The sequence below is a fragment of the Acidovorax sp. LjRoot117 genome (assembly GCF_964252695.1).
Taxonomy (GTDB): domain Bacteria; phylum Pseudomonadota; class Gammaproteobacteria; order Burkholderiales; family Burkholderiaceae_C; genus Acidovorax.
In genome coordinates, this window is sequence record NZ_CAXUPO020000003.1 from 304,340 (window position 1) to 322,168 (window position 17,829).

15 protein-coding genes are annotated in these 17,829 nt (G+C 68.5%); 3 read left to right on the forward strand and 12 right to left on the reverse strand.

Annotated features, from left to right (window positions below):
* Positions 1-296 precede the first annotated feature (296 nt).
* The 4 genes from ACSQ3D_RS11110 to ACSQ3D_RS11125 form a co-directional block, all read right to left on the reverse strand.
* Positions 297-1,673 (reverse strand): ATP-binding protein, encoded by a 1,377-nt coding sequence (locus ACSQ3D_RS11110; RefSeq protein ID WP_156370735.1) that lies wholly within the window; start codon positions 1,671-1,673, stop codon positions 297-299.
* Positions 1,670-2,329 carry a response regulator transcription factor gene (locus tag ACSQ3D_RS11115; protein WP_056417813.1) on the reverse strand — a complete coding sequence of 220 codons (660 nt, stop codon included), beginning with the start codon at positions 2,327-2,329 and terminating at the stop codon, positions 1,670-1,672. Before ACSQ3D_RS11115 ends, ACSQ3D_RS11110 begins: the two co-directional genes overlap by 4 nt.
* A 150-nt stretch (positions 2,330-2,479) precedes the next feature.
* Positions 2,480-4,006 (reverse strand): DegQ family serine endoprotease, encoded by a 1,527-nt coding sequence (locus ACSQ3D_RS11120; protein WP_056167598.1) that lies wholly within the window; start codon positions 4,004-4,006, stop codon positions 2,480-2,482.
* A gap of 279 nt (positions 4,007-4,285) precedes the next feature.
* On the reverse strand, positions 4,286-5,074 hold the full coding sequence (locus ACSQ3D_RS11125) for an SDR family NAD(P)-dependent oxidoreductase (protein ID WP_436126927.1): 789 nt from the start codon (positions 5,072-5,074) through the stop codon (positions 4,286-4,288).
* 128 nt (positions 5,075-5,202) lie between these two features.
* Between ACSQ3D_RS11125 and ACSQ3D_RS11130 the strand changes: the two genes are divergently transcribed.
* Positions 5,203-6,150: a LysR family transcriptional regulator gene (locus ACSQ3D_RS11130; RefSeq protein WP_436126928.1), complete on the forward strand. Its 948-nt coding sequence runs from the start codon at positions 5,203-5,205 to the stop codon at positions 6,148-6,150.
* Positions 6,151-6,220: 70 nt separating this feature from the next.
* Here the strand turns inward: ACSQ3D_RS11130 and ACSQ3D_RS11135 are convergent, their stop codons facing one another.
* From ACSQ3D_RS11135 to ACSQ3D_RS11170, 8 genes are all read right to left on the reverse strand, one after another.
* Entirely contained in the window at positions 6,221-7,363 is a 1,143-nt protein-coding gene (locus ACSQ3D_RS11135; protein ID WP_436126929.1) for an aldose epimerase family protein, read from the reverse strand.
* A gap of 11 nt (positions 7,364-7,374) precedes the next feature.
* The gene (locus ACSQ3D_RS11140; protein ID WP_436126930.1) at positions 7,375-8,325 is read right to left on the reverse strand and encodes a DMT family transporter; all 951 of its coding nucleotides are present in this window, start codon (positions 8,323-8,325) and stop codon (positions 7,375-7,377) included.
* 380 nt (positions 8,326-8,705) lie between these two features.
* Positions 8,706-10,280, reverse strand: a complete 1,575-nt coding sequence (garD, locus tag ACSQ3D_RS11145) for a galactarate dehydratase (protein WP_436126931.1) — start codon at positions 10,278-10,280, stop codon at positions 8,706-8,708.
* 189 nt (positions 10,281-10,469) lie between these two features.
* Positions 10,470-11,759 carry a TRAP transporter large permease gene (locus ACSQ3D_RS11150; protein ID WP_056417799.1) on the reverse strand — a complete coding sequence of 430 codons (1,290 nt, stop codon included), beginning with the start codon at positions 11,757-11,759 and terminating at the stop codon, positions 10,470-10,472.
* A 60-nt stretch (positions 11,760-11,819) separates the two neighbouring features.
* Entirely contained in the window at positions 11,820-12,308 is a 489-nt protein-coding gene (locus ACSQ3D_RS11155) for a TRAP transporter small permease (protein WP_056417796.1), read from the reverse strand.
* A gap of 82 nt (positions 12,309-12,390) precedes the next feature.
* Positions 12,391-13,368, reverse strand: coding sequence for a TRAP transporter substrate-binding protein (locus ACSQ3D_RS11160; protein ID WP_396503147.1), 978 nt, complete (start codon positions 13,366-13,368; stop codon positions 12,391-12,393).
* A gap of 58 nt (positions 13,369-13,426) precedes the next feature.
* Positions 13,427-14,335, reverse strand: a complete 909-nt coding sequence (locus ACSQ3D_RS11165; protein WP_436126932.1) for an SMP-30/gluconolactonase/LRE family protein — start codon at positions 14,333-14,335, stop codon at positions 13,427-13,429.
* A complete protein-coding gene (locus ACSQ3D_RS11170) occupies positions 14,332-15,150 on the reverse strand; it encodes an NAD-dependent epimerase/dehydratase family protein (protein ID WP_436126933.1) in 819 nt (272 codons plus the stop codon). Before ACSQ3D_RS11170 ends, ACSQ3D_RS11165 begins: the two co-directional genes overlap by 4 nt.
* A gap of 131 nt (positions 15,151-15,281) precedes the next feature.
* On the opposite strand from ACSQ3D_RS11170, the gene ACSQ3D_RS11175 reads away from it, so the two are divergent.
* A complete protein-coding gene (locus tag ACSQ3D_RS11175; protein ID WP_056167571.1) occupies positions 15,282-16,010 on the forward strand; it encodes a FadR/GntR family transcriptional regulator in 729 nt (242 codons plus the stop codon).
* 245 nt (positions 16,011-16,255) lie between these two features.
* Positions 16,256-17,695, forward strand: coding sequence for an aldehyde dehydrogenase family protein (locus tag ACSQ3D_RS11180; protein WP_056167567.1), 1,440 nt, complete (start codon positions 16,256-16,258; stop codon positions 17,693-17,695).
* Positions 17,696-17,829: the final 134 nt, after the last annotated feature.

A 17,829-nucleotide genomic window follows, 5' to 3' on the forward strand; every position in this document is an offset into this window, starting at 1 on the left:
GCCCGCAGCGTGCGCATTGTGCGGCGATGCAAGCGCGTGCCCTGGCACCCGGGCGACGCAGCAGCGCTACCGCTCCCCACCCAGCGCCACGCCGCACGCCAGAGTTTGACCTTTTTTGGCACCTTCCGCTGGATGGACAAGCGCAAGCAGCTACCAAAACTATAGCATCCACACAACGCACTGACCAGCGCCCCATGAGTGCTGCGTCAGTGCGGCCTCCGTGCGGGGCCAGTGCCACGGACATCTCACCCGGTCGGGCTTGCGCGCAGGCCGCCGTGCCCACGCGCGGGAGCCGCCTACGCCACGCCCGGCCACCGCACCGTGGCCCGCAGCCCGCCCAGCCGGGGCGATGCGTCCAGCGCGACCACGGCGCTGTGGGCCTGCGCAATGGCCTGCACGATGGCCAGGCCCAGGCCGCTGCCCGGTGCGCCGTCGCTGGTCTCGCGCACGAAGCGCTGCATCACGCGGGCGCGGTGTTCCTCGGCAATGCCGGGGCCGCTGTCTTCCACCGTCAATTCAACAGCCTGGCCGTCGGCCGCACGCCGGACCTGCAGGTCCACCCGGCCGCCCGCGGGCGTGTACTTGACGGCGTTGTCGAGCAGGTTGCGCACCAGCATGCGCAGCGCCTCGGCGTTGCCGGGTACGGTGGCCGCATCGGAGTCGAGCAGGCCCAGGTCGATGGACCGCGCCTGCGCCGCCGGGGCCACGTCGGCCAGCGCCAGCTGCGCCACGGCCTGCAGGTCTACCGGCTCGGTGTGTGCGCCGGGGGCCGCCGCACCCGCCTCCTGGCGGGCCAGGGTCAACAATTGCTCCACCAGCCGCGTGGCGCGGTCGATGCCCGAGGACAGGCGCTCGATGGCGGCGGCCCGCGCAGCGTCGTCGCCCGCGCGCTGCAGGCCCTGCAGTTGCAGGCGCAGCGCGGCCAACGGGGACCGCAGCTCGTGCGCGGCGTCGGCCACGAAGTGCTGCTGCGCGTCGAACGCGCGCTGCACGCGCTCGAACAGCAGGTTGAGCTCGCTCACCAGGGGCTGTACCTCGTCGGGCAACTGCGCGTCGCTGACGGGCGAGAGGTCGTCGGCCTGGCGCTGGGCCAGTTGGCGGCGCACGCGCTCCACCGGCGCGAGCGACCGGCTCACGCCCCACCACACGGCCAGCACCAAGAGCGGCGCCATGAAGGCCAGCGGCGCCAGCGTGCGCAGCGCCAGGGCGCGCGCCATGCCCCGGCGGGCCGCCATGTTCTGCGCCACCTGGATGACCTGCGAGCGCGTCTGCATCGAGAACACCCGGTAGGTGCCGCCCCGTGCCTGCACGTCGGTGAAGCCCAGCACCGCGATCTGCGGCAGCGCCGCGCCCACCGCGGATTCGAAAATGCGCAGGCCTTCGTTGGTCCACACCTGCACGATGAATTCGTGGTTCTCGTCCTCCGGGTCCAGCCCCGGGCCCAGGCCTTGCGCGTCCACCGGCAGGCCCGAGCGCAGCGCCAGCGCGGTCTGCTGCATGTGGTAGTCGAACAGCGTGTCGGCCTCGGCCAGCGCGCCCCGGTAGGCCAGCGCGCCCTGCACGGCGCCGGCCAGCACGATGGCGGCCAGGATGAAGATCAAGAGCCGCGTGCGCAGCGAGCGCGGCAGCACCGCGCGCACGGATTGCAGGGCTGGGGTGATTTTTTCCATCATGCCTTGGGCACCAGGTAGCCCACGCCGCGCACATTCAGCAGCACCTCGGCGCCCAGCTTCTTGCGCAGCCCGTGGATGTACACCTCGACCGCGTTGCTGCTGACTTCGTCGCCCCAGCCGTAGAGCTTGTCTTCGAGCTGCTGGCGCGACAGCACCATGCCCGGCCGGGCGATCAGCGGCTCGAGCACGGCCCATTCACGCGCCGAGAGCACGACCGGCACGCCCTGCACCGAGGCCTCGCGCGTGGCGGGGTTGATGCACACGCCCTTGTGTTCGTACACCGGCTCGGCCCGGCCGGCGGCACGGCGCAGCAGGGCACGGATGCGGGCGAGCAGTTCGTCCAGGTCATAGGGCTTGAGCACGTAGTCGTCGGCGCCGGCGTCGAGCCCTTCGATGCGTTGCGTGACCGAGTCGCGGGCTGTAGCCACCAGCACCGGGGTGCGGTCCTTGCGCGTGCGCAGGTCGCGCAGCACCGAGAGCCCGTCGCGCTGGGGCAGGCCCAGGTCGAGCAGCACCAGGTCGTAGGCCTGCGTGCGCAGGGCCGTGTCGGCCGCGTTGCCGTCACGGGCCCAGTCGACCGCGTAGTGCTCGGCGCGCAGCAGGTCCTGCACGGCTTCGCCGATCATGGTGTCGTCTTCTACGAGGAGCAGTCGCATGGTGGGGCGAGCATAGCGAATGGTGGGGGTGGGGTTGTGCCCTGGCTTCGACAGGCTCAGCCCGAACGGGTGGGGTCGGGTCGGGCTGAGGTGTGGAGGTTGGGGCACCCCGCCCCGCCCCGCTCCACCCACCTCACCCTCATCCCCGCATCAGCCCAAACGCACCGGCACAAAGATCTTGTTGCCGTCGCGCTCGATCAGCAGCGCCACCGACTTGCCGGCCTTGGCCATCGCCGTGCGCACCTGGTCGATGTTCTTGGCTGGTGCGCCGTTGATGGCCAGCAGCACGTCGCCGGGCTGCACGCCCGCGGCAGCGGCGGGGCCGCGGGCCTGCTCGATCACGAGGCCTTCGCTCACACCCACCTCGCGGCGTTCGTCAGCATCGAGCGGTCGCAGCGACAGGCCCAGTTGCGCCTTGCCCACGGCTTCTTCGGCGCGCGCCTGCTTGCTGCCCGCCTTGTCGCTGGCGTCGCCCAGGGTGGCGGTCAGCTCCACCGGCTGGCCGCGGCGCCACACCGACAGCTTGGCCTGCTGGCCAGGCTGGGCCTGGCCCACCCAGGCGGGCAGGTCGCCCGAGGCGACGATGGCATGGCCGTCCACCTGGCGGATCACGTCGCCGGGCTGCAGGCCCGCCTTCTCGGCGGGGCTGCCCTTGCTCACGCTGGCCACCAGCGCGCCTTCGGGCTTGTCGAGCTGGAAGGATTCGGCAAACGCCTGGTTCACCTCCTGCACTGCCACGCCGAGCTGCGCATGGCGCACCTTGCCGGTGGCGACGATCTGGTCCTTGATCTTGGCGGCCAGCTCGATGGGGATGGCGAACGACACGCCCTGGTAGCCGCCCGAGCGGCTGTAGATCTGCGAGTTGATGCCCACGACCTCGCCGCGCGCATTGAACAGCGGCCCGCCCGAGTTGCCGGGGTTCACCGCCACGTCGGTCTGGATGAAGGGCACCAGGCTGTCGTCGGGCAGCGAGCGGCCCTTGGCGCTGACCACACCGGCGGTCACGCTGTTCTCGAAGCCGAAGGGCGAGCCGATGGCCAGCACCCATTCGCCCACCTGCAGGTCGCGCGTGCTGCCCAGGCGCACCACGGGCAGGTCCTTGGCGTCGATCTTGAGCACGGCCACATCGGTCTTGGGGTCCGAGCCCAGCACCTTGGCGCGGAACTCGCGCCGGTCGGTGAGCTTGACGGTGACATCGCTCGCGCCCTTGACCACATGGGCGTTGGTCAGCACCAGCCCGTCGGGGCTGACGATGAAGCCCGAGCCCAGGCCATGGGTGGGCACGTTGGGACGGCCCTGCGCACCGGCGCCGGGCATGCCGAACTGGCGGAAGAATTCGTAGAACGGATCGTTCGGATCGATCTGCGGGCCCCGGCCCTGGCGGGCGGTGGGCTGGCTTTCGTCGTCATCATCGTCATCGTTGGCCATGGCGGCCTTGGTGCTGCCGGTGACGCTGATGTTGACCACCGCCGCGCCATTTTGCGCCGTGATCTGCGCAAAGCTGGGCAGTGCGCCGCCCGAGGGTGCCGCAGGGGTCTGCGCCACGATGGGGGTAGCCGGCGTGACCGCGCGGGCCTGGTGGCCGCTGATCAGCCCGGCGCCGGTGGCGCCCAGAGCGCCCGCGGCCACCAGGGCCAGGATCAGGCGGCGGGGAGTGGATGCAAGCGTGTTGCTCATGGTGTCTGCCTTTTCAATCGGGGTTGCGATGGAAGGCAGTGTGGGCAGCGACACTTAGACGAAACTTAGGCTGCGGGATGTGCATGTGGGTGCATTTGGAGCATTCTTTTGCCGCCCAAGGGCCTTCGATACTGGCGCGACCCCAGGGCCAGTGCCACCGTGCAAGGGCCGCCATGCTGCGTATGCGGCGCTGCGCTTGCGTGCACCTGTGGCGTCCCCCTCCCTAGCGCGAAGCGCGTAGAGAGAGGGGGAAGGCGCGTAGCGCCCAGGGGGTGCACTCTACAAAAACATGCCGCCCGAGGCCTCGATGCGCTGCGCATTCACCCAGCGCGTGGCGGGCTGCAGCAGGGCTGCGACCAGCGGGCCGATGTCCTCCGCCACGCCCACGCGGCCCAGCGCGGTCTGGCCGGCGACAAAGGCGTTGAGCTGTGCGTTGTCGCGCACGGCGCCGCCGCCAAAATCCGTCTCGATGGCACCCGGGGCCACGACGTTCACGGCGATGCCGCGCGGGCCCAGCTCCTTGGCCAGGTAGCGGCTGAGCACCTCGATGGCGCCCTTCATCGCCGCATAGGCCGCATAGCCGGGCAAGGCGAAGCGGGCCAGGCCCGACGACAAGTTCAGGATGCGGCCGCCGTCGTTCATCAGCGGCAGCAGGCGCTGCGTGAGAAAGAACACGCCCTTGAGGTGCACGTTGACCAGCGCATCGAACTGCGCCTCGGTGGTCTCGGCAAACGCTGCGTGCACGCCCATGCCGGCGTTGTTGACCAGGAAGTCGATGCGCTCGCGCTCCCAGCCGGACTGCAGGGCCTGCGACAGCTGGCCGGCAAACGCCTCGAAGCTGCCGACGTCGCCCACATCCAGCGGCAGTGCCACGGCGCGCCGGCCCAGGGCCTCGATCTCGGCCACCACGGCCTGGGCTTCGGCGGCCTGCTGGAGGTAGGTCAGCACCACGTCGATGCCGCTCTTCGCAGCCGCCAGCGCGGCGCTGCGGCCCAGGCCCCGGCTGCCGCCGGTGATGAGAACGATGGGGGTGGAGTAAGACGATGAAGTGTGTGCCGGTCCGGTCATGGGAAGGTCCTCGGGTAGGGGTGGGGTGCCTGCCACGGGGTGCAGCGGGCATGGAGAGAACTTTATTGATTCCCCATGGATACATAAACCAGGCAAAATTGAATTGATTGTTCAAAAATGAATAGCCAATGAACCCCTTTGACCGCATGCACATCTTCGCCCGCGTGGCCGAGCTGGCCAGCTTCACGCAGGCCGCGCAGGTGCTGGGCATCCCCAAGGCCAACGCCTCGCTGGCCGTGCAGCAACTGGAGGCGCAGTTGGGCACGCGCCTGCTGCACCGCACGACGCGCCGCGTGCAGTTGACGCAGGACGGGCAGGTCTACTACGAGCGCTGCAAGGACCTGCTGGCCGACGTGGAAGAGCTGCAAACCCTGTTCACCCACCCCGAGGGCGCCGACCTGCAGGGCCGGGTGCGCATCGACATGTCCACCGGCATCGCGCGCCAGCTGGTGCTGCCGCGCCTGCCCGAGCTGCTGCAGCGCCACGCCCTGCTGCAGGTGGAGCTGAGCAGCACCGACCGGCGCGTGGACCTGGTGCGCGAGGGTTTTGACTGCGTGATCCGCGTGGGCCCGGTGGCAGAGCCCGGCCTGGTGGCGCGCCCGCTGGGCGTGGTGCGCGTGGCCACCTGCGCCAGCCCCGGCTACCTGGCGAAGAAAGGCACGCCCCGCACGCTGGCAGACCTGGCGCAGCACGACCTGGTGCACTACGTGAGCACACTGGGCACACGCTCGGCGGGCTTCGAGGTGCAGGACGGCGACAGCCCGCAGTTCCACCCCATGGACGGGCGCGTCACTGTGAACAGTGCCGAGGCCTACCTGGGCGCCTGCGCCGCCGGGCTGGGCCTGATCCAGGCGCCGCTGCTGGGCGTGCGCGAGCTGATCGACAAGGGGCTGCTGGTGGAGGTACTGCAGGACCACCCCGCCCCGCCCATGCCCGTGACGCTGCTGTATGCCCACCGGCGCCACCTGCCCCAGCGCGTGCGGGTGGTGATGGACTGGCTGGCGGCGGTGGTGCAGGAGCACCTGCAGCGCGAGGCGGCCGCAGCAGCCCAGCAGGCATCGCTATCAATTCAATAGCTGACAGCGCTTGCCAGACAAGCGGCAGAGGCCTGAAAAGCTTGATAACCCATGAAGGCAGGCGGACGCATCAGCCTGTGAACCGGTAGACGATGGCCCCGCGCACCACCTCGCCCGGCTGCCACCAGCGCGCGCCGAAGCCGGGGTGGTTGGGCGCGTCGGGGTACTCCATGGGCTCCAGGCAAATGCCGTCGCCGGGCTGCCACAGCCAGGGCGTGCCGGGCGCGCCGATGGCGCTGCGCCCGCTGTCACGCATCGGGTCGGCCTTGAGGCCGTGGCCCGCATACACCTGCACGCCCGGCGCGGTGGTCCACACCTGCATCGCGCGGCCGCTGCCCGGGTCGCTGAGCAGGGCCGCGGGGCGCAGCCCCCCTGGCGTGATGGGTGAGACCGGTGCGGGTGCCTGCTGTGCCCAGGCGGGCAGCGCGGCGCCGGGAGCGTCGCCCCAGGGCAGGTAGTGGTCCAGCCCGCCTGCGCGCGCCAGTTGCTCGTGCGGGTGCGCCATGGCATCGCCCACACGGCGGGGCGCACGAAAGTCGAACGGCGTGCCCTGCACCGTCTCCACCGTACCGACGGGGCACACATCCGCCGCCAGCGGCACGTAGTGGCTGGCAGGCACCTGCAGCACATGGCCGTGCGTGCCGCCCGCACCGGCCAGGTTGAAGAACGCATGGCCGGTGATGTTGACCACGGTGGGGGCATCGGCCACCTCGGCCGTCCAGGCCATGTGCAGCGCGTTGTCGGCTGCGATGGCCAGGTCCAGCGTCAGCCGCACGCTGCCGGGCACGCCGTCGTCCTGCGTGCGAAACACGTGTTGCAGGCGCAGTGCATCGGGCCGCGCCTCGGCCACCGTGAACACCTGGAACCGGCTGCCCAGCGGGCCGCCGTGGTGGTGGTGCGGACCGCTGTTGGTGGGCAGCTGCAGCGTGGTGCCATCGGGCAACTTCAGTTGTCCGTGGCGCAGCCGCCCGGCCCAGCGGCCGATGATGGCGCCCATGGAGAGTTGCCCATCCAGGTAGCCCTGCAGGCTGTCGTAGCCCAGCGCCACGTCGGCCAGGCCGCCCTGCCCGTCCGGCACCGCCACCTGCACCAGGCGGGCGCCGTAGTTGCTGACCGCCACCTGCAGCCCGCCCGCGCCGCGCAGGGTGTACAGGTCGGTGGGTTGACCGTGGAGGGTGTGCGTGAACGCGTCGCGATGGAGGGTATGGGCCATGGGCAGCGAGTCTAGGGCTTGGCAGGGGGCGTGGCCGGCGTGGCCGCAGGCGCATCGCGCGTGACCAGCCAGATGCCGGCGCACACCAGCACCAGGGCCAGCAGGTTCTTCCACTCCAGCAGCGCCTCGCCCAGGAACAGCGCCGACAGCGCCGCGCCGAAGATCGGTACCGTGAAGTTGAACACCGTGATCTGGCTCACCCGGTTGTGCTTGAGCAAAATGCTCCACAGCGAGAACGCAGCCGACGACAGCAGCGCCAGGTACACCAGCAGCGCGGCCGAGCCCCAGGTAAAGCCCGTGAGCGAGCCGCCCAGCACCCCGCCGACGGCCAGCAGCGCCGCGCCGCCAATGCCCAGTTGCCAGCCGGTCATGACCACCGAGTCCATGCGCTGCGACACCTGCTTGCCGTAGATGCTGGCCGCGGCCAGCACGAAGGCGGCGATCACCACGAAGCCTTCGCCCAGCAGCGTGAAGTCCATGTCCAGCGTGCCGCGCCCCAGGTTGACCACCATCACCCCCACAAAGCCCACCAGGCAGCCCCAGAGCTTGGCGTGGCTCAGCCGGTCGTTGTGATAGACCCAGTGCGCCAGCAGCACGCTGAAGAAGGTGCCGGTGGCGTTCATGATGGAGCCCTTGACGCCCGTGGTGTAGGCCAGCCCCACGTAGAAGAACACGTACTGCAGCGTGGTCTGCGACAGGCCCAGCACCACCAGCTGGCGCGCACTGCCCGCCCCCAGGTTCACGATGGACTTGCGCTGGCTCAGCGCCCAGGCCAGCAGGATGAGCCCCGCGCCCAGAAAGCGCCAGCCGGCGAACACCAGTTGCGATGGGATGTCGTCGCGCGCAATGCCGAACCAGGCGTAGCCGGTCTTGATGGCGGGGTAGGAGCTGCCCCAGAGCAGGCAACACAGCAGCGCCAGCGCCACCACGACCTTGCGGTCGGAAAATCGGGTGTGGGGCATGGGAGTTCGTCTTTCTCTCTAGTGACACAGCCCGTGCAGTGACGGGCTGTGGGGATGGGATTTCGGCAGATCGTGTCTCATGGATCTGTCTCGAAAAAAAACTTAAAACCCGTTCACGCTGAGCTTGTCGAAGCGCCGCGCAGGGCTTCGACAAGCTCAGCCCGACCGGGTATTTGGTGGGTTTGAAGGATGGGAGCGGACGCGGGACAGATGGGTGAGGTCCCTCACAACGTACGCTTCAAAAGACTCCTGCGAACCCTTTCAACAACCCATACCGTTCACGCCAAGCCTTTCGACGGACTCAGGACAGGCCTGTCGGAGCGCGGCGCGAGGCTTCGACAGGCTCAGCCCGAACGGTTGGCTAATACACGCGAGCCTCGTCAAGTCACCGGTGCCGGATTGAACAGCACCAGCGCGTTGTGCAGCTTCCACTGCTCCGCCCAGGTCTTCTTGCGGCCGCTGGCCACGTCGAGCAGCAGGTGGAACATCTCCCAGCCCAGATCTTCGATGGTGGCCTCGCCGTCGGCGATCTTGCCGGCGTTGATGTCCATCAGGTCGTGCCAGCGGCGCGTCAGGTCGCTGCGCGTGGCCACCTTGACCACGGGGCATTCGGCCAGGCCGTAGGGCGTGCCCCGGCCGGTGGTGAACACATGCAGGTTCATGCCGGCGGCCAGCTGCAGCGTGCCGCAGATGAAATCGCTGGCCGGCGTGGCGGCGTACACCAGGCCGCGCTGGTCGCGGCGCAGTTTTTCGCCCGGGGCCAGCACGTGCGAGATGGGCGCGGTGCCGCTCTTGATGATGGAGCCCATGGCCTTCTCGGCGATGTTGGACAGGCCGCCCGCCTTGTTGCCCGGCGTGGTGTTGGCTGCGCGGTCCACGCGGCCGCGGTCCAGGTAGCGGTCGTACCAGCCCAGTTCGCGCACGATGGCTTCGGCCACCTCCGGCGTGGCGGCGCGGCTGGTGAGCTGCTCGACCGCGTCGCGCACCTCGGTGTTCTCGCTGAACATCACCGTGGCGCCTGCGCGCACCAGCAGGTCGGCGCAAAAGCCCACGGCCGGGTTGGCGGTGACGCCCGAGAACGCGTCGCTGCCGCCGCACTGCACGCCCAGCACCAGCTCGCTGGCCGGGATGGTCTCGCGGCGGCGGGCGTTCAGGCGCGCAAGGTGAGGCCTGGCGCTTTGCACGATGTCGTCGAGCATCGACATGAAGCCCACGTGGTGGTCGGCCTGCAGGCACACCGTCTCGGGGCCCAGGGCTGCATCGCGCTCGTCGGTGATGGGGAAGCTGCCCGGGGGCAGCAGGCGATCGGGCTGCAGTTTCTCGCAACCCAGGCTCACCACCATGATCTCGCCGCCGAAGTTGGGGTTCAGGCTGATGTGCTTGAGCGTGCGGATGGGGATGACCGCGTCGGGCGCGTCGATGGCCACGCCGCAGCCGTAGGTGTGTTCCAGGCCGATCACGTCGTCGACGTTCGGAAACAACGGCAGCAGCTCGGTCTTGATGCGGTGCACGGCCTGCGCGACCACGCCGGCCACGCACTGCACCGTGGTGGTGATCGCCAGGATGTTGCGCGTGCCCACCGATCCGTCCGCGTTGCGGTAGCCCTCGAAGGTGTAGCCCGTCAACGGCTCCAGCACCGGGGGCTTCACCGTGGCCATGGGCAGGCCTTCCAGCGCACGGGCCGAGGGCATCTGCAGCAGCCGCTCGTGCACCCAGCTGCCGGCCGCGATGTCCTTGAGCGCGTAGCCGATGGGCACGTTGTAGCGGCGCACCACGCCGCCTTCGGGGATGTCCGCCAGCGCCACCTTGTGGCCCTGGGGCACCTTGTCGCGCAGCGCGATGCCGGCGCCGGGCACGCCGGGCGGCAGCACGGTGCCGGCGGGCAGGCCACCGTCGTTGGCGACGATGGCGACGTTGTCTTCCGCATGCATGCGGATGGTGAGGGCTTCTCGCATCGGGTCTGTCACTTCTTTCACTTCTTGCTGGCGCTGCACAGCGTGCACAAAACATGCGCCCTGCGCCGCCAGGGTCACCACCGGCAGCGCGCATGGCACTTCATCCACCATCACGCCGCACGGCTCAAATGCAGTCAGGGGGCAGGCTTGCAGCCACGCCCCCTGTGCTTCAGGTCACATCACGTCGCTTCAGCCGCCTTTGAGCACCAGGTCCGGCAGCCACATCGAGAACTGCGGCACATAGGTCACCAGCATCAGCGCCACGATGAGCGCGCCGTAGAACGGCCAGATGGTTTTCATCACCTCGCCCACCGAAACGCCCCCGATGGTGCACCCGATGAACTGCGTGGTGCCCACGGGCGGCGTGTTCAGGCCCAGCGCGCAGTTGATCAGCATCACGATGCCGAACTGCTCGGTGGACATGCCGAACTGCTGGCAGATGGGCAGGAAGATCGGCGTGCAGATGAGGATGGTCGCCGCCATGTCGAGGAACGTGCCCAGAACGAACAGGATGATGTTCACGCACAGGAAGATGACCCACGGCGACGAGGTCATGGACTTGAGCGCATCGCCCGTGAGTTCGGCCACGCCGTACAAACCGATGAGGTAGCCGAACATCGACGAGATGCCGATGAGCAGCAGCACTGTGCCGGTGGTCTTGACGGCCTTGGACGCGGCCTTGAGGAACTGCTCGCGGGTGAGGCGCTTGTAGACGAACACCGACAGGATCAGCGCCCACAGCACCGCGACCGACGCGGACTCGGTCGCCGTGAAGGCCCCCGACAGAATGCCCGCGATGATGATCACCACCACGGCCAGTCCCGGCAGCGATGCGCGGAACGAGATCCACACGATCTCCCAGCCGGGGAAGGTGCCCGCGGGGTAGCCGCGCTTGACGGCCACGAAGTACGCGGCCGCCAGGTTGCAGATGGTCAGCAGCAGGGCGGGCACGATGCCCGCGAGGATCAGCGCCGCGATGCTCACCTTGCCGCCGGCCGCCAGCGTGAAGATGATGAGGTTGTGCGACGTGGGCATGAGCGCGCCCACCAGCGATGCGTGGGTGGTCACGTTGACGGCGTAGTCGGCGTGGTAGCCCTCTTTCTTCATCTGCGGGATGAGCACGGCACCCATGGCGGACACGTCGGCCACGGGCGAGCCCGAGACGCCGCCGAACAGCGTGCAGGCGAGCACGTTGCTCATGCCCAGGCCGCCGCGCACGTGGCCCGCCACGCTCTTGGCGAAGTCCACGATCTTGTCGGCGATGCCGCCGTACATCATGATTTCGCCGGCGAAGATGAAGAACGGAATCGCCAGGAACGAGAACGGGTTCATGCCCGAAATCATCTGCTGGAAGCCCACCGCCAGCGGCAGGCCTTCATACAGGATGGTGGCCAGCGACGACAGGCCGATGGAAAAGGCCACGGGCACGCCCAGCAGCAGCAGGAGCGTGAAGGTCACGCAGAGGATGGTCAACGCCATGGTGGTGGAATCTCGGTGGAAATCGGTGAGAAGACGGTGTGAGCGCGCAGGAACGGCCGCTCAATGCCAGGCGGGCTCGACCTCGACGCCGCGCAGGATGGCGATGATGTGCTCCAGCGAGAACATGGCCACCAGCACGCCGGCCATGGCGGGCGGCACGTACTTGAAGGCTTCGGAGATACCGAGCGTGGGGATCTTGTAAGGAGCCACCGATTCGGCCAGCACGCCGCAGTTCCAGGCCATGACGGCGCCGAACACCAGCACCAGCGCGTGGATCAGCAACTCGAGCTTGGTGCGCAGCCAGTCGGGCGCCAGCACCAGAAAGGATTCGAGACCGATGTGGCCGGCATCGCGCACGCCCACTGCCATGCCAAGCATGGTCACGTAGAGCACGAGCAGCACGGCGCCGCTCTCGGCCCAGGTGGGTGTGTCGTTGAACACGTAGCGGCCGATCACCTGGTAGAGCACGGCGCAAACCAGCAGGACGAGCCCTCCTACCCCGAGTTGAAGGCAGGTGCGCGCAATGAAAGCGCAGAGTCGCGTGTACATAGTGGACATTCAAAAACAACTGGAAGTGGGCAGGCGGCGCACTGCTCCGTGTGCCACCTGCCCTGAAGACGCTGGCTTTTTCTTACTGCACCGCGTCGATGCGCTTGACCATGTCCTGGAGCTTGGGGTCCTTCAGGAACTTGTCGTACACCGGCTTCATCGCGTTCTTGAACGCGACCTTGTCGATCTCCACGATCTGTGCGCCGCCGGCCTTCACCGTGGCCAGGGACTTTTCCTCACGCTCGTCCCAGATCTTGCGCATGAAGCCCACCGATTCCTTGGCGGCAGCGCGGATGGCCTTTTGCTCGTCGGCGCTCAGCGTGTCCCACACGCGCTTGCTGAACAACAGGATCTCGGGCGCCATCGAGTGCTCGGTCTTGTTGAAGTACTTGGCCACTTCGAAGTGGCGCGAGCTTTCGTAGCTGGGGTAGTTGTTTTCGGCAGCGTCCACCAGGCCGGTCTTGAGCGCGGTGTAGACCTCGCCGAAGGGCATGGGGGTGGCATTGGCGCCCATGGCTTCGAGCAGGGACACCCACAGGTCGCTCTGCTGCACGCGTACCTTCAGGCCCTTGACGTCGGCCAGGGTCTTGATGGGCTTCTTGACGGTGTAGATCGAGCGGGCGCCGGAGTCGTAGAACGCCAGACCCACGAACCCTTGCGACTCGCAGTCCTTCAGGATCTCGTCGCCGATGGCGCCGTCGAGCACCTTGCGCATGTGTTCCTTGTCGCGGAACAGGAAGGGCATGGTGGGCACCATGGTGGCGGGGCAGATGTTGTTCATGGGCGCGACGTTCACGCGCGTCATGGCGATCGCACCCAGCTTGGTCTGCTCGATGGTGTCCTTCTCGATGCCGAGCGACCCCTTGGCATACACCTTGATGCTGTGCTTGCCGCCCGTGGCCTTGGACAGCGTCTCGCCCATGTGGCGCACGGCCAGCACGGTGGGGTAGTCCTCGGGGTGGATGTCCGACGAGCGGAACTCCGTGGCCTGCGCGGCCAGGCTGCCGAACAGGACGCTGGCAGCCAGTGCGACGCGGCCGAACAGATGGGGGATTTTCATGGTTGTCTCCTGGGTTGAAATGTTGTGAATTGGGGGAGAGTTCCGGGGCCTGTTGTCCTCAGGCGCTCCGATAGGGTGTTTCCGGCAACCCCGCCACGCCGGGCCGGGTGGCAAAGATGGCGCCGCCGAGCGCCACGTCGTCGCCTTGGGGCTGCCCCGGACGGATGGAGGTGATGAACAGCACGTCCAGCCCCGGGCCGCCGAAGCTGCACATCGAGGGCTTGCTGGTGGGCACGGCGATGGACCGGTCCAGGCGGCCGTCGGGCGTGAAGCGGTGCACCACGCCGGCGTCGTTGCCGCAGATCCAGTAGCAGCCGTCGGCATCCACCGCGCCGCCGTCGGGCCGGCCGGGCAGATCGCGCATGTCGACGAACAGCGAGCGCTCGCCCAGCGACCCATCGTCGTGCAATGGCAACTGCCAGATCTGCTGCACGCTCGGGTGGCTGTCGCTCAGGTACATGGTCTTGCCGTCGGGGCTGAAGCCCAGGCCGTTTTGCGTGACCAGGCCCTGCACCTGCGGTGCCGACAGGCCGCGCTCTCCATCCATGCGGTACAGGCTGCCCGCGGCCTGCGCCAGCGACATGTCGCGCACCATGGTGCCCGCCCAGAAGCGGCCCTGGCGGTCGCAGCGGCCGTCGTTGAAGCGCATGCCGGGCTGGGGGTGGTCCACGCCGGCCAGCAGCGTGGCGGCCAGCATGCCGTCCACCTGGGGATGCAGGTAAAAGACGCCCGTGTCCATGCCGGCGATCAGCCCGCCGGCTGCGTGCAGCGCGATGCAGGCAGGGCGCTCGGCGGTGTCCCAGCTTTGCAGGTGCTGGTCCGCATAGGTCCAGCGGTGCAGCTGGCGGCCTTCGATGTCCACCCACCAGAGCGCCTGCTCGGCAGGGCTCCACACCGGGCTTTCGCCCACCTGGTCGCGGTGGTCGGGCAGCAGCAGGTCCACGGACGGCGTCATCGGGGCGCTCATTCGAAAGGGCCGGTGCGCACGAAGGGGCCGCCCTGGTAGATCACGGCGGGGTCGGTCAGGTCGGGGTGGGGGTCGGCTGCCTCGACCTTGGCGCGGAAGGGCTCGGAGCTGTCCTGCGGGCGGTAGCCGATGTGGCGCGCCAGGGTGTTGTCCCACCAGGTGGTGGTGTTGTCGCCCATGCCGTAGATGGTGCTGTGGCCCACGACCGGCGCGGTCAGGCTGGCGACCACCAGGCGCTCCAGGTCGTCGTAGCTCATCCAGGTGGCCAGCATGCGGCGGTTGCGTGGCTCAGGGAACGAGGAGCCGATGCGCAGGCACACGGTCTCGATGCCGTAGCGGTCGAAATAGAAACGCGAGAGGTCTTCGCCAAACGCCTTGGACAGGCCGTACAGGCCGTCGGGGCGGGCGGGGTCTGCCAGGCCCACGACTTCGTCCTGGCGATAGAAGCCGGTGACGTGGTTGGAGCTGGCGAAGATGACGCGCTTGACGCCCTGCTTGCGTGCGGCTTCGTACAGGTTGTATGCACCGACGATGTTGGCCTGCAGGATCAGGTCCCAAGGCTGCTCGGTGGACACGCCACCCAGGTGGATCACGGCGTCCACGCCTTCCAGCAGGCTGAGCACGGCGCCGGCATCTTCCAGCCGAGCGGGGCGCACTTCCTCGCCCTCGGCCTCTGCGCCCAGGTCCGCGATGTCCGACAGGCGCAGCGTGGTGCAATACGCCGACAGCCGCGTGCGCAGCTCTTTGCCCAGCCCCCCGGCGGCGCCCGTCAGAAGCAAGCGTTGAAAACGGATCGACGTCGGATGGCAAGGCATGGCGGTTACAAAGGCAGAGGTTCTTGGTACAGTGACAACACTCTTGCTATACGTCATCAGTTGTCGTACAACAAAGAAAGAGCAATGTACCGCTTCTGCCCCACGAGGCCACATAGGGATAACACCAAGAAATGAACACCGTTACCGAGCTTCGCCGCAAGCCCCGCACCCTGGCCCTGGAGCTGGTCGAATCCCTGGGCGACCGCATCCGCGACGGCCGCCTGGCGCTGGGCGACAAGCTGCCGACCGAAGCCGCGATCATGACGGAGTTCAGCGTGAGCCGCACCGTGGTGCGCGAGGCGATTTCCAAGCTCCAGGCCTCGGGCCTGGTGGAGACGCGCCACGGTATCGGCACCTTCGTTCTGGGGCTGGGCCAGGCGCCCGGCTTCAAGATCACGCCCGACCAGTTCAGCACGCTGCGCGACGTGATCGCCGTGCTGGAGCTGCGCATCGGCGTGGAGACCGAGGCGGCGGCCCTGGCCGCCCAGCGCCGCACCGACGCCAACCTCAAGGCCATGCGTGAAGCGCTGGACGCGGTGGCCGCCGCCGTGGAGGCCGGGCGCGACGCGGTGGCGTCGGACTTCCAGTTCCACCTGGAGATCGCACGCGCCACGCACAACAGCCACTTCGCGGAACTCATGGGTACGCTGGGCAGCATGATCATTCCTCGCGCGCGCCTGGACTCGGTGGACGGCGTGAGCAACGAGCGCAGCCAGTACCTGCGGCGCGTGAACGGCGAGCACGAAAGCATCTACGACGCCATCGTGGCGCAGGACCCGGACGCCGCCCGCGCCGCCATGCGCACCCACCTGGCCAACAGCCGTGAACGCCGCCGGCGCGCACAGGCCGAGGCCAGCTGAACGCCACCGCCACTGGCAGGCCACAGTCTCGGCGCCTAAGTAGTTACCCTGGCAAAAGTATGTGCACATTGTTGTACGATGACATACAACATATTCTTTTGCCTGGGTGCGTCGTCCTTGGGCCGCCGCACCACCACGGCGCTTGCGGCACGGCGCCGTATCACAGCGCCACGACGTCCACAGCCCTGAGGGCTTGAAGACTTGTCGACCCCCATCCATCCACCTCACTCACTCCCATCACAGCCATGCATGCAAACCTGATTGGCGGCACCTGGACCGAAGGCGCCCGCAACTACCGCAACACCAACCCGTCGGACACGCGCGATGTGATCGGCGACTACGCCGTGGCCAGCCGCGAGCAGGCGCTGGAGGCCGTGTCGGCAGCCCACGCGGCCTTCCCGGCATGGAGCCTGTCCACGCCCCAGCAGCGCTTTGACATCCTGGACGCAGTGGGCAACGAGATCATCGCCCGCAAGGCCGAGCTCGGCGACCTGCTGGCCCGCGAAGAAGGCAAGACACTGCCCGAGGCGATCGGCGAAGTGGGCCGCGCGGCCGCCATCTTCAAGTTCTTCGCCGGCGAGGCGCTGCGCCCTGGCGGCGAGCTGGTGCCTTCTGTGCGCCCCGGCGTAGGCATCGAGATCACGCGCGAACCCCTGGGCGTGATCGGCATCATCACGCCGTGGAACTTCCCCATCGCCATCCCGGCCTGGAAGATCGCCCCGGCCCTGGCCTACGGCAACTGCGTGGTGTTCAAGCCCGCCGAAGTGGTGCCCGGCTCCGCCTGGGCGCTGGCCGACATCCTGCACCGCGCAGGCCTGCCAGCCGGCGTGTTCAACCTGGTGATGGGCCGCGGCTCGGACGTGGGCCAGGTGCTGCTCGAAGACGAGCGCATCGCCGGCGTGAGCTTCACCGGATCGGTGGGCACGGGCCAGCGCGTGGCCGCCGCCTGCGTGCCGCGCGGCGCCAAGGTGCAGCTGGAGATGGGCGGCAAGAACCCCTTCGTGGTGCTGGACGACGCCGACCTGGCCGTGGCCGTGGGCGCTGCCGTGAACAGCGGCTTCTTCTCCACCGGCCAGCGCTGCACCGCCAGCAGCCGCGTGATCGTGACCGAAGGCATCCATGACCGCTTCGTGGCCGCCATGATCGAGAAGATGAAGACCCTGAAGGTGGACGACGCCCGCAAGGCCGGCACCGACATCGGCCCCGTGGTGGACGACCGCCAGCTGGCGCAGGACCTGGAATACATCGGCATCGGCCAGCAGGAAGGCGCCAAGCTCGCCTTTGGCGGCGAAGCCCTGGAGAAGAACGCAGACGGCGCGCCCGGCTTCTACCTGCGCCCCGCCCTGTTCACCGAGACCACGCCCGGCATGCGCATCAACCGCGAAGAAATCTTCGGCCCCGTGGTGAGCGTGCAGCGCGTGAAGAACTACGACGAAGCGCTGGCCCTGGCCAACGACACGCAGTTCGGCCTGGCCAGCGGCATCGCCACCACCAGCCTCAAGCACGCCACGCACTTCAAGCGCCACGCGCAAGCCGGCATGGTGATGGTGAACCTGCCCACGGCCGGCGTGGACTACCACGTGCCGTTCGGCGGCCGCAAGAGCAGCAGCTACGGCCCGCGCGAGCAAGGCCGCTACGCCGCCGAGTTCTACACCACCGTGAAGACGGCCTACACCCAGGCCTGACCCGCCCGCACCGCGCCAGGCCGCCCACCCGTACGGGCTGGGCAGCCTGCCACCCGCAACCTCGCCACGGCGCCCCGCCATGGCGAGGTTTCTTTTTGGGCGGGTGGCGATGACAGCCCCAATCGTTACGCATT

Bases quoted from the DNA above. Each gene is read 5' to 3' on its own strand.
- ACSQ3D_RS11165 (WP_436126932.1), bottom strand. From the start codon at position 14,335: ATGAGCGCCCCGATGACGCCGTCCGTGGACCTGCTGCTGCCCGACCAC.
- ACSQ3D_RS11170 (WP_436126933.1), bottom strand. From the start codon at position 15,150: ATGCCTTGCCATCCGACGTCGATCCGTTTTCAACGCTTGCTTCTGACG.
- ACSQ3D_RS11115 (WP_056417813.1), bottom strand. From the start codon at position 2,329: ATGCGACTGCTCCTCGTAGAAGACGACACCATGATCGGCGAAGCCGTG.
- ACSQ3D_RS11150 (WP_056417799.1), bottom strand. From the start codon at position 11,759: ATGGCGTTGACCATCCTCTGCGTGACCTTCACGCTCCTGCTGCTGCTG.
- ACSQ3D_RS11110 (WP_156370735.1), bottom strand. From the start codon at position 1,673: ATGATGGAAAAAATCACCCCAGCCCTGCAATCCGTGCGCGCGGTGCTG.
- ACSQ3D_RS11130 (WP_436126928.1), top strand. From the start codon at position 5,203: ATGAACCCCTTTGACCGCATGCACATCTTCGCCCGCGTGGCCGAGCTG.
- ACSQ3D_RS11140 (WP_436126930.1), bottom strand. From the start codon at position 8,325: ATGCCCCACACCCGATTTTCCGACCGCAAGGTCGTGGTGGCGCTGGCG.
- garD (WP_436126931.1), bottom strand. From the start codon at position 10,280: ATGCGAGAAGCCCTCACCATCCGCATGCATGCGGAAGACAACGTCGCC.
- ACSQ3D_RS11175 (WP_056167571.1), top strand. From the start codon at position 15,282: ATGAACACCGTTACCGAGCTTCGCCGCAAGCCCCGCACCCTGGCCCTG.
- ACSQ3D_RS11155 (WP_056417796.1), bottom strand. From the start codon at position 12,308: ATGTACACGCGACTCTGCGCTTTCATTGCGCGCACCTGCCTTCAACTC.
- ACSQ3D_RS11180 (WP_056167567.1), top strand. From the start codon at position 16,256: ATGCATGCAAACCTGATTGGCGGCACCTGGACCGAAGGCGCCCGCAAC.
- ACSQ3D_RS11160 (WP_396503147.1), bottom strand. From the start codon at position 13,368: ATGAAAATCCCCCATCTGTTCGGCCGCGTCGCACTGGCTGCCAGCGTC.
- ACSQ3D_RS11120 (WP_056167598.1), bottom strand. From the start codon at position 4,006: ATGAGCAACACGCTTGCATCCACTCCCCGCCGCCTGATCCTGGCCCTG.
- ACSQ3D_RS11125 (WP_436126927.1), bottom strand. From the start codon at position 5,074: ATGACCGGACCGGCACACACTTCATCGTCTTACTCCACCCCCATCGTT.
- ACSQ3D_RS11135 (WP_436126929.1), bottom strand. From the start codon at position 7,363: ATGGCCCATACCCTCCATCGCGACGCGTTCACGCACACCCTCCACGGT.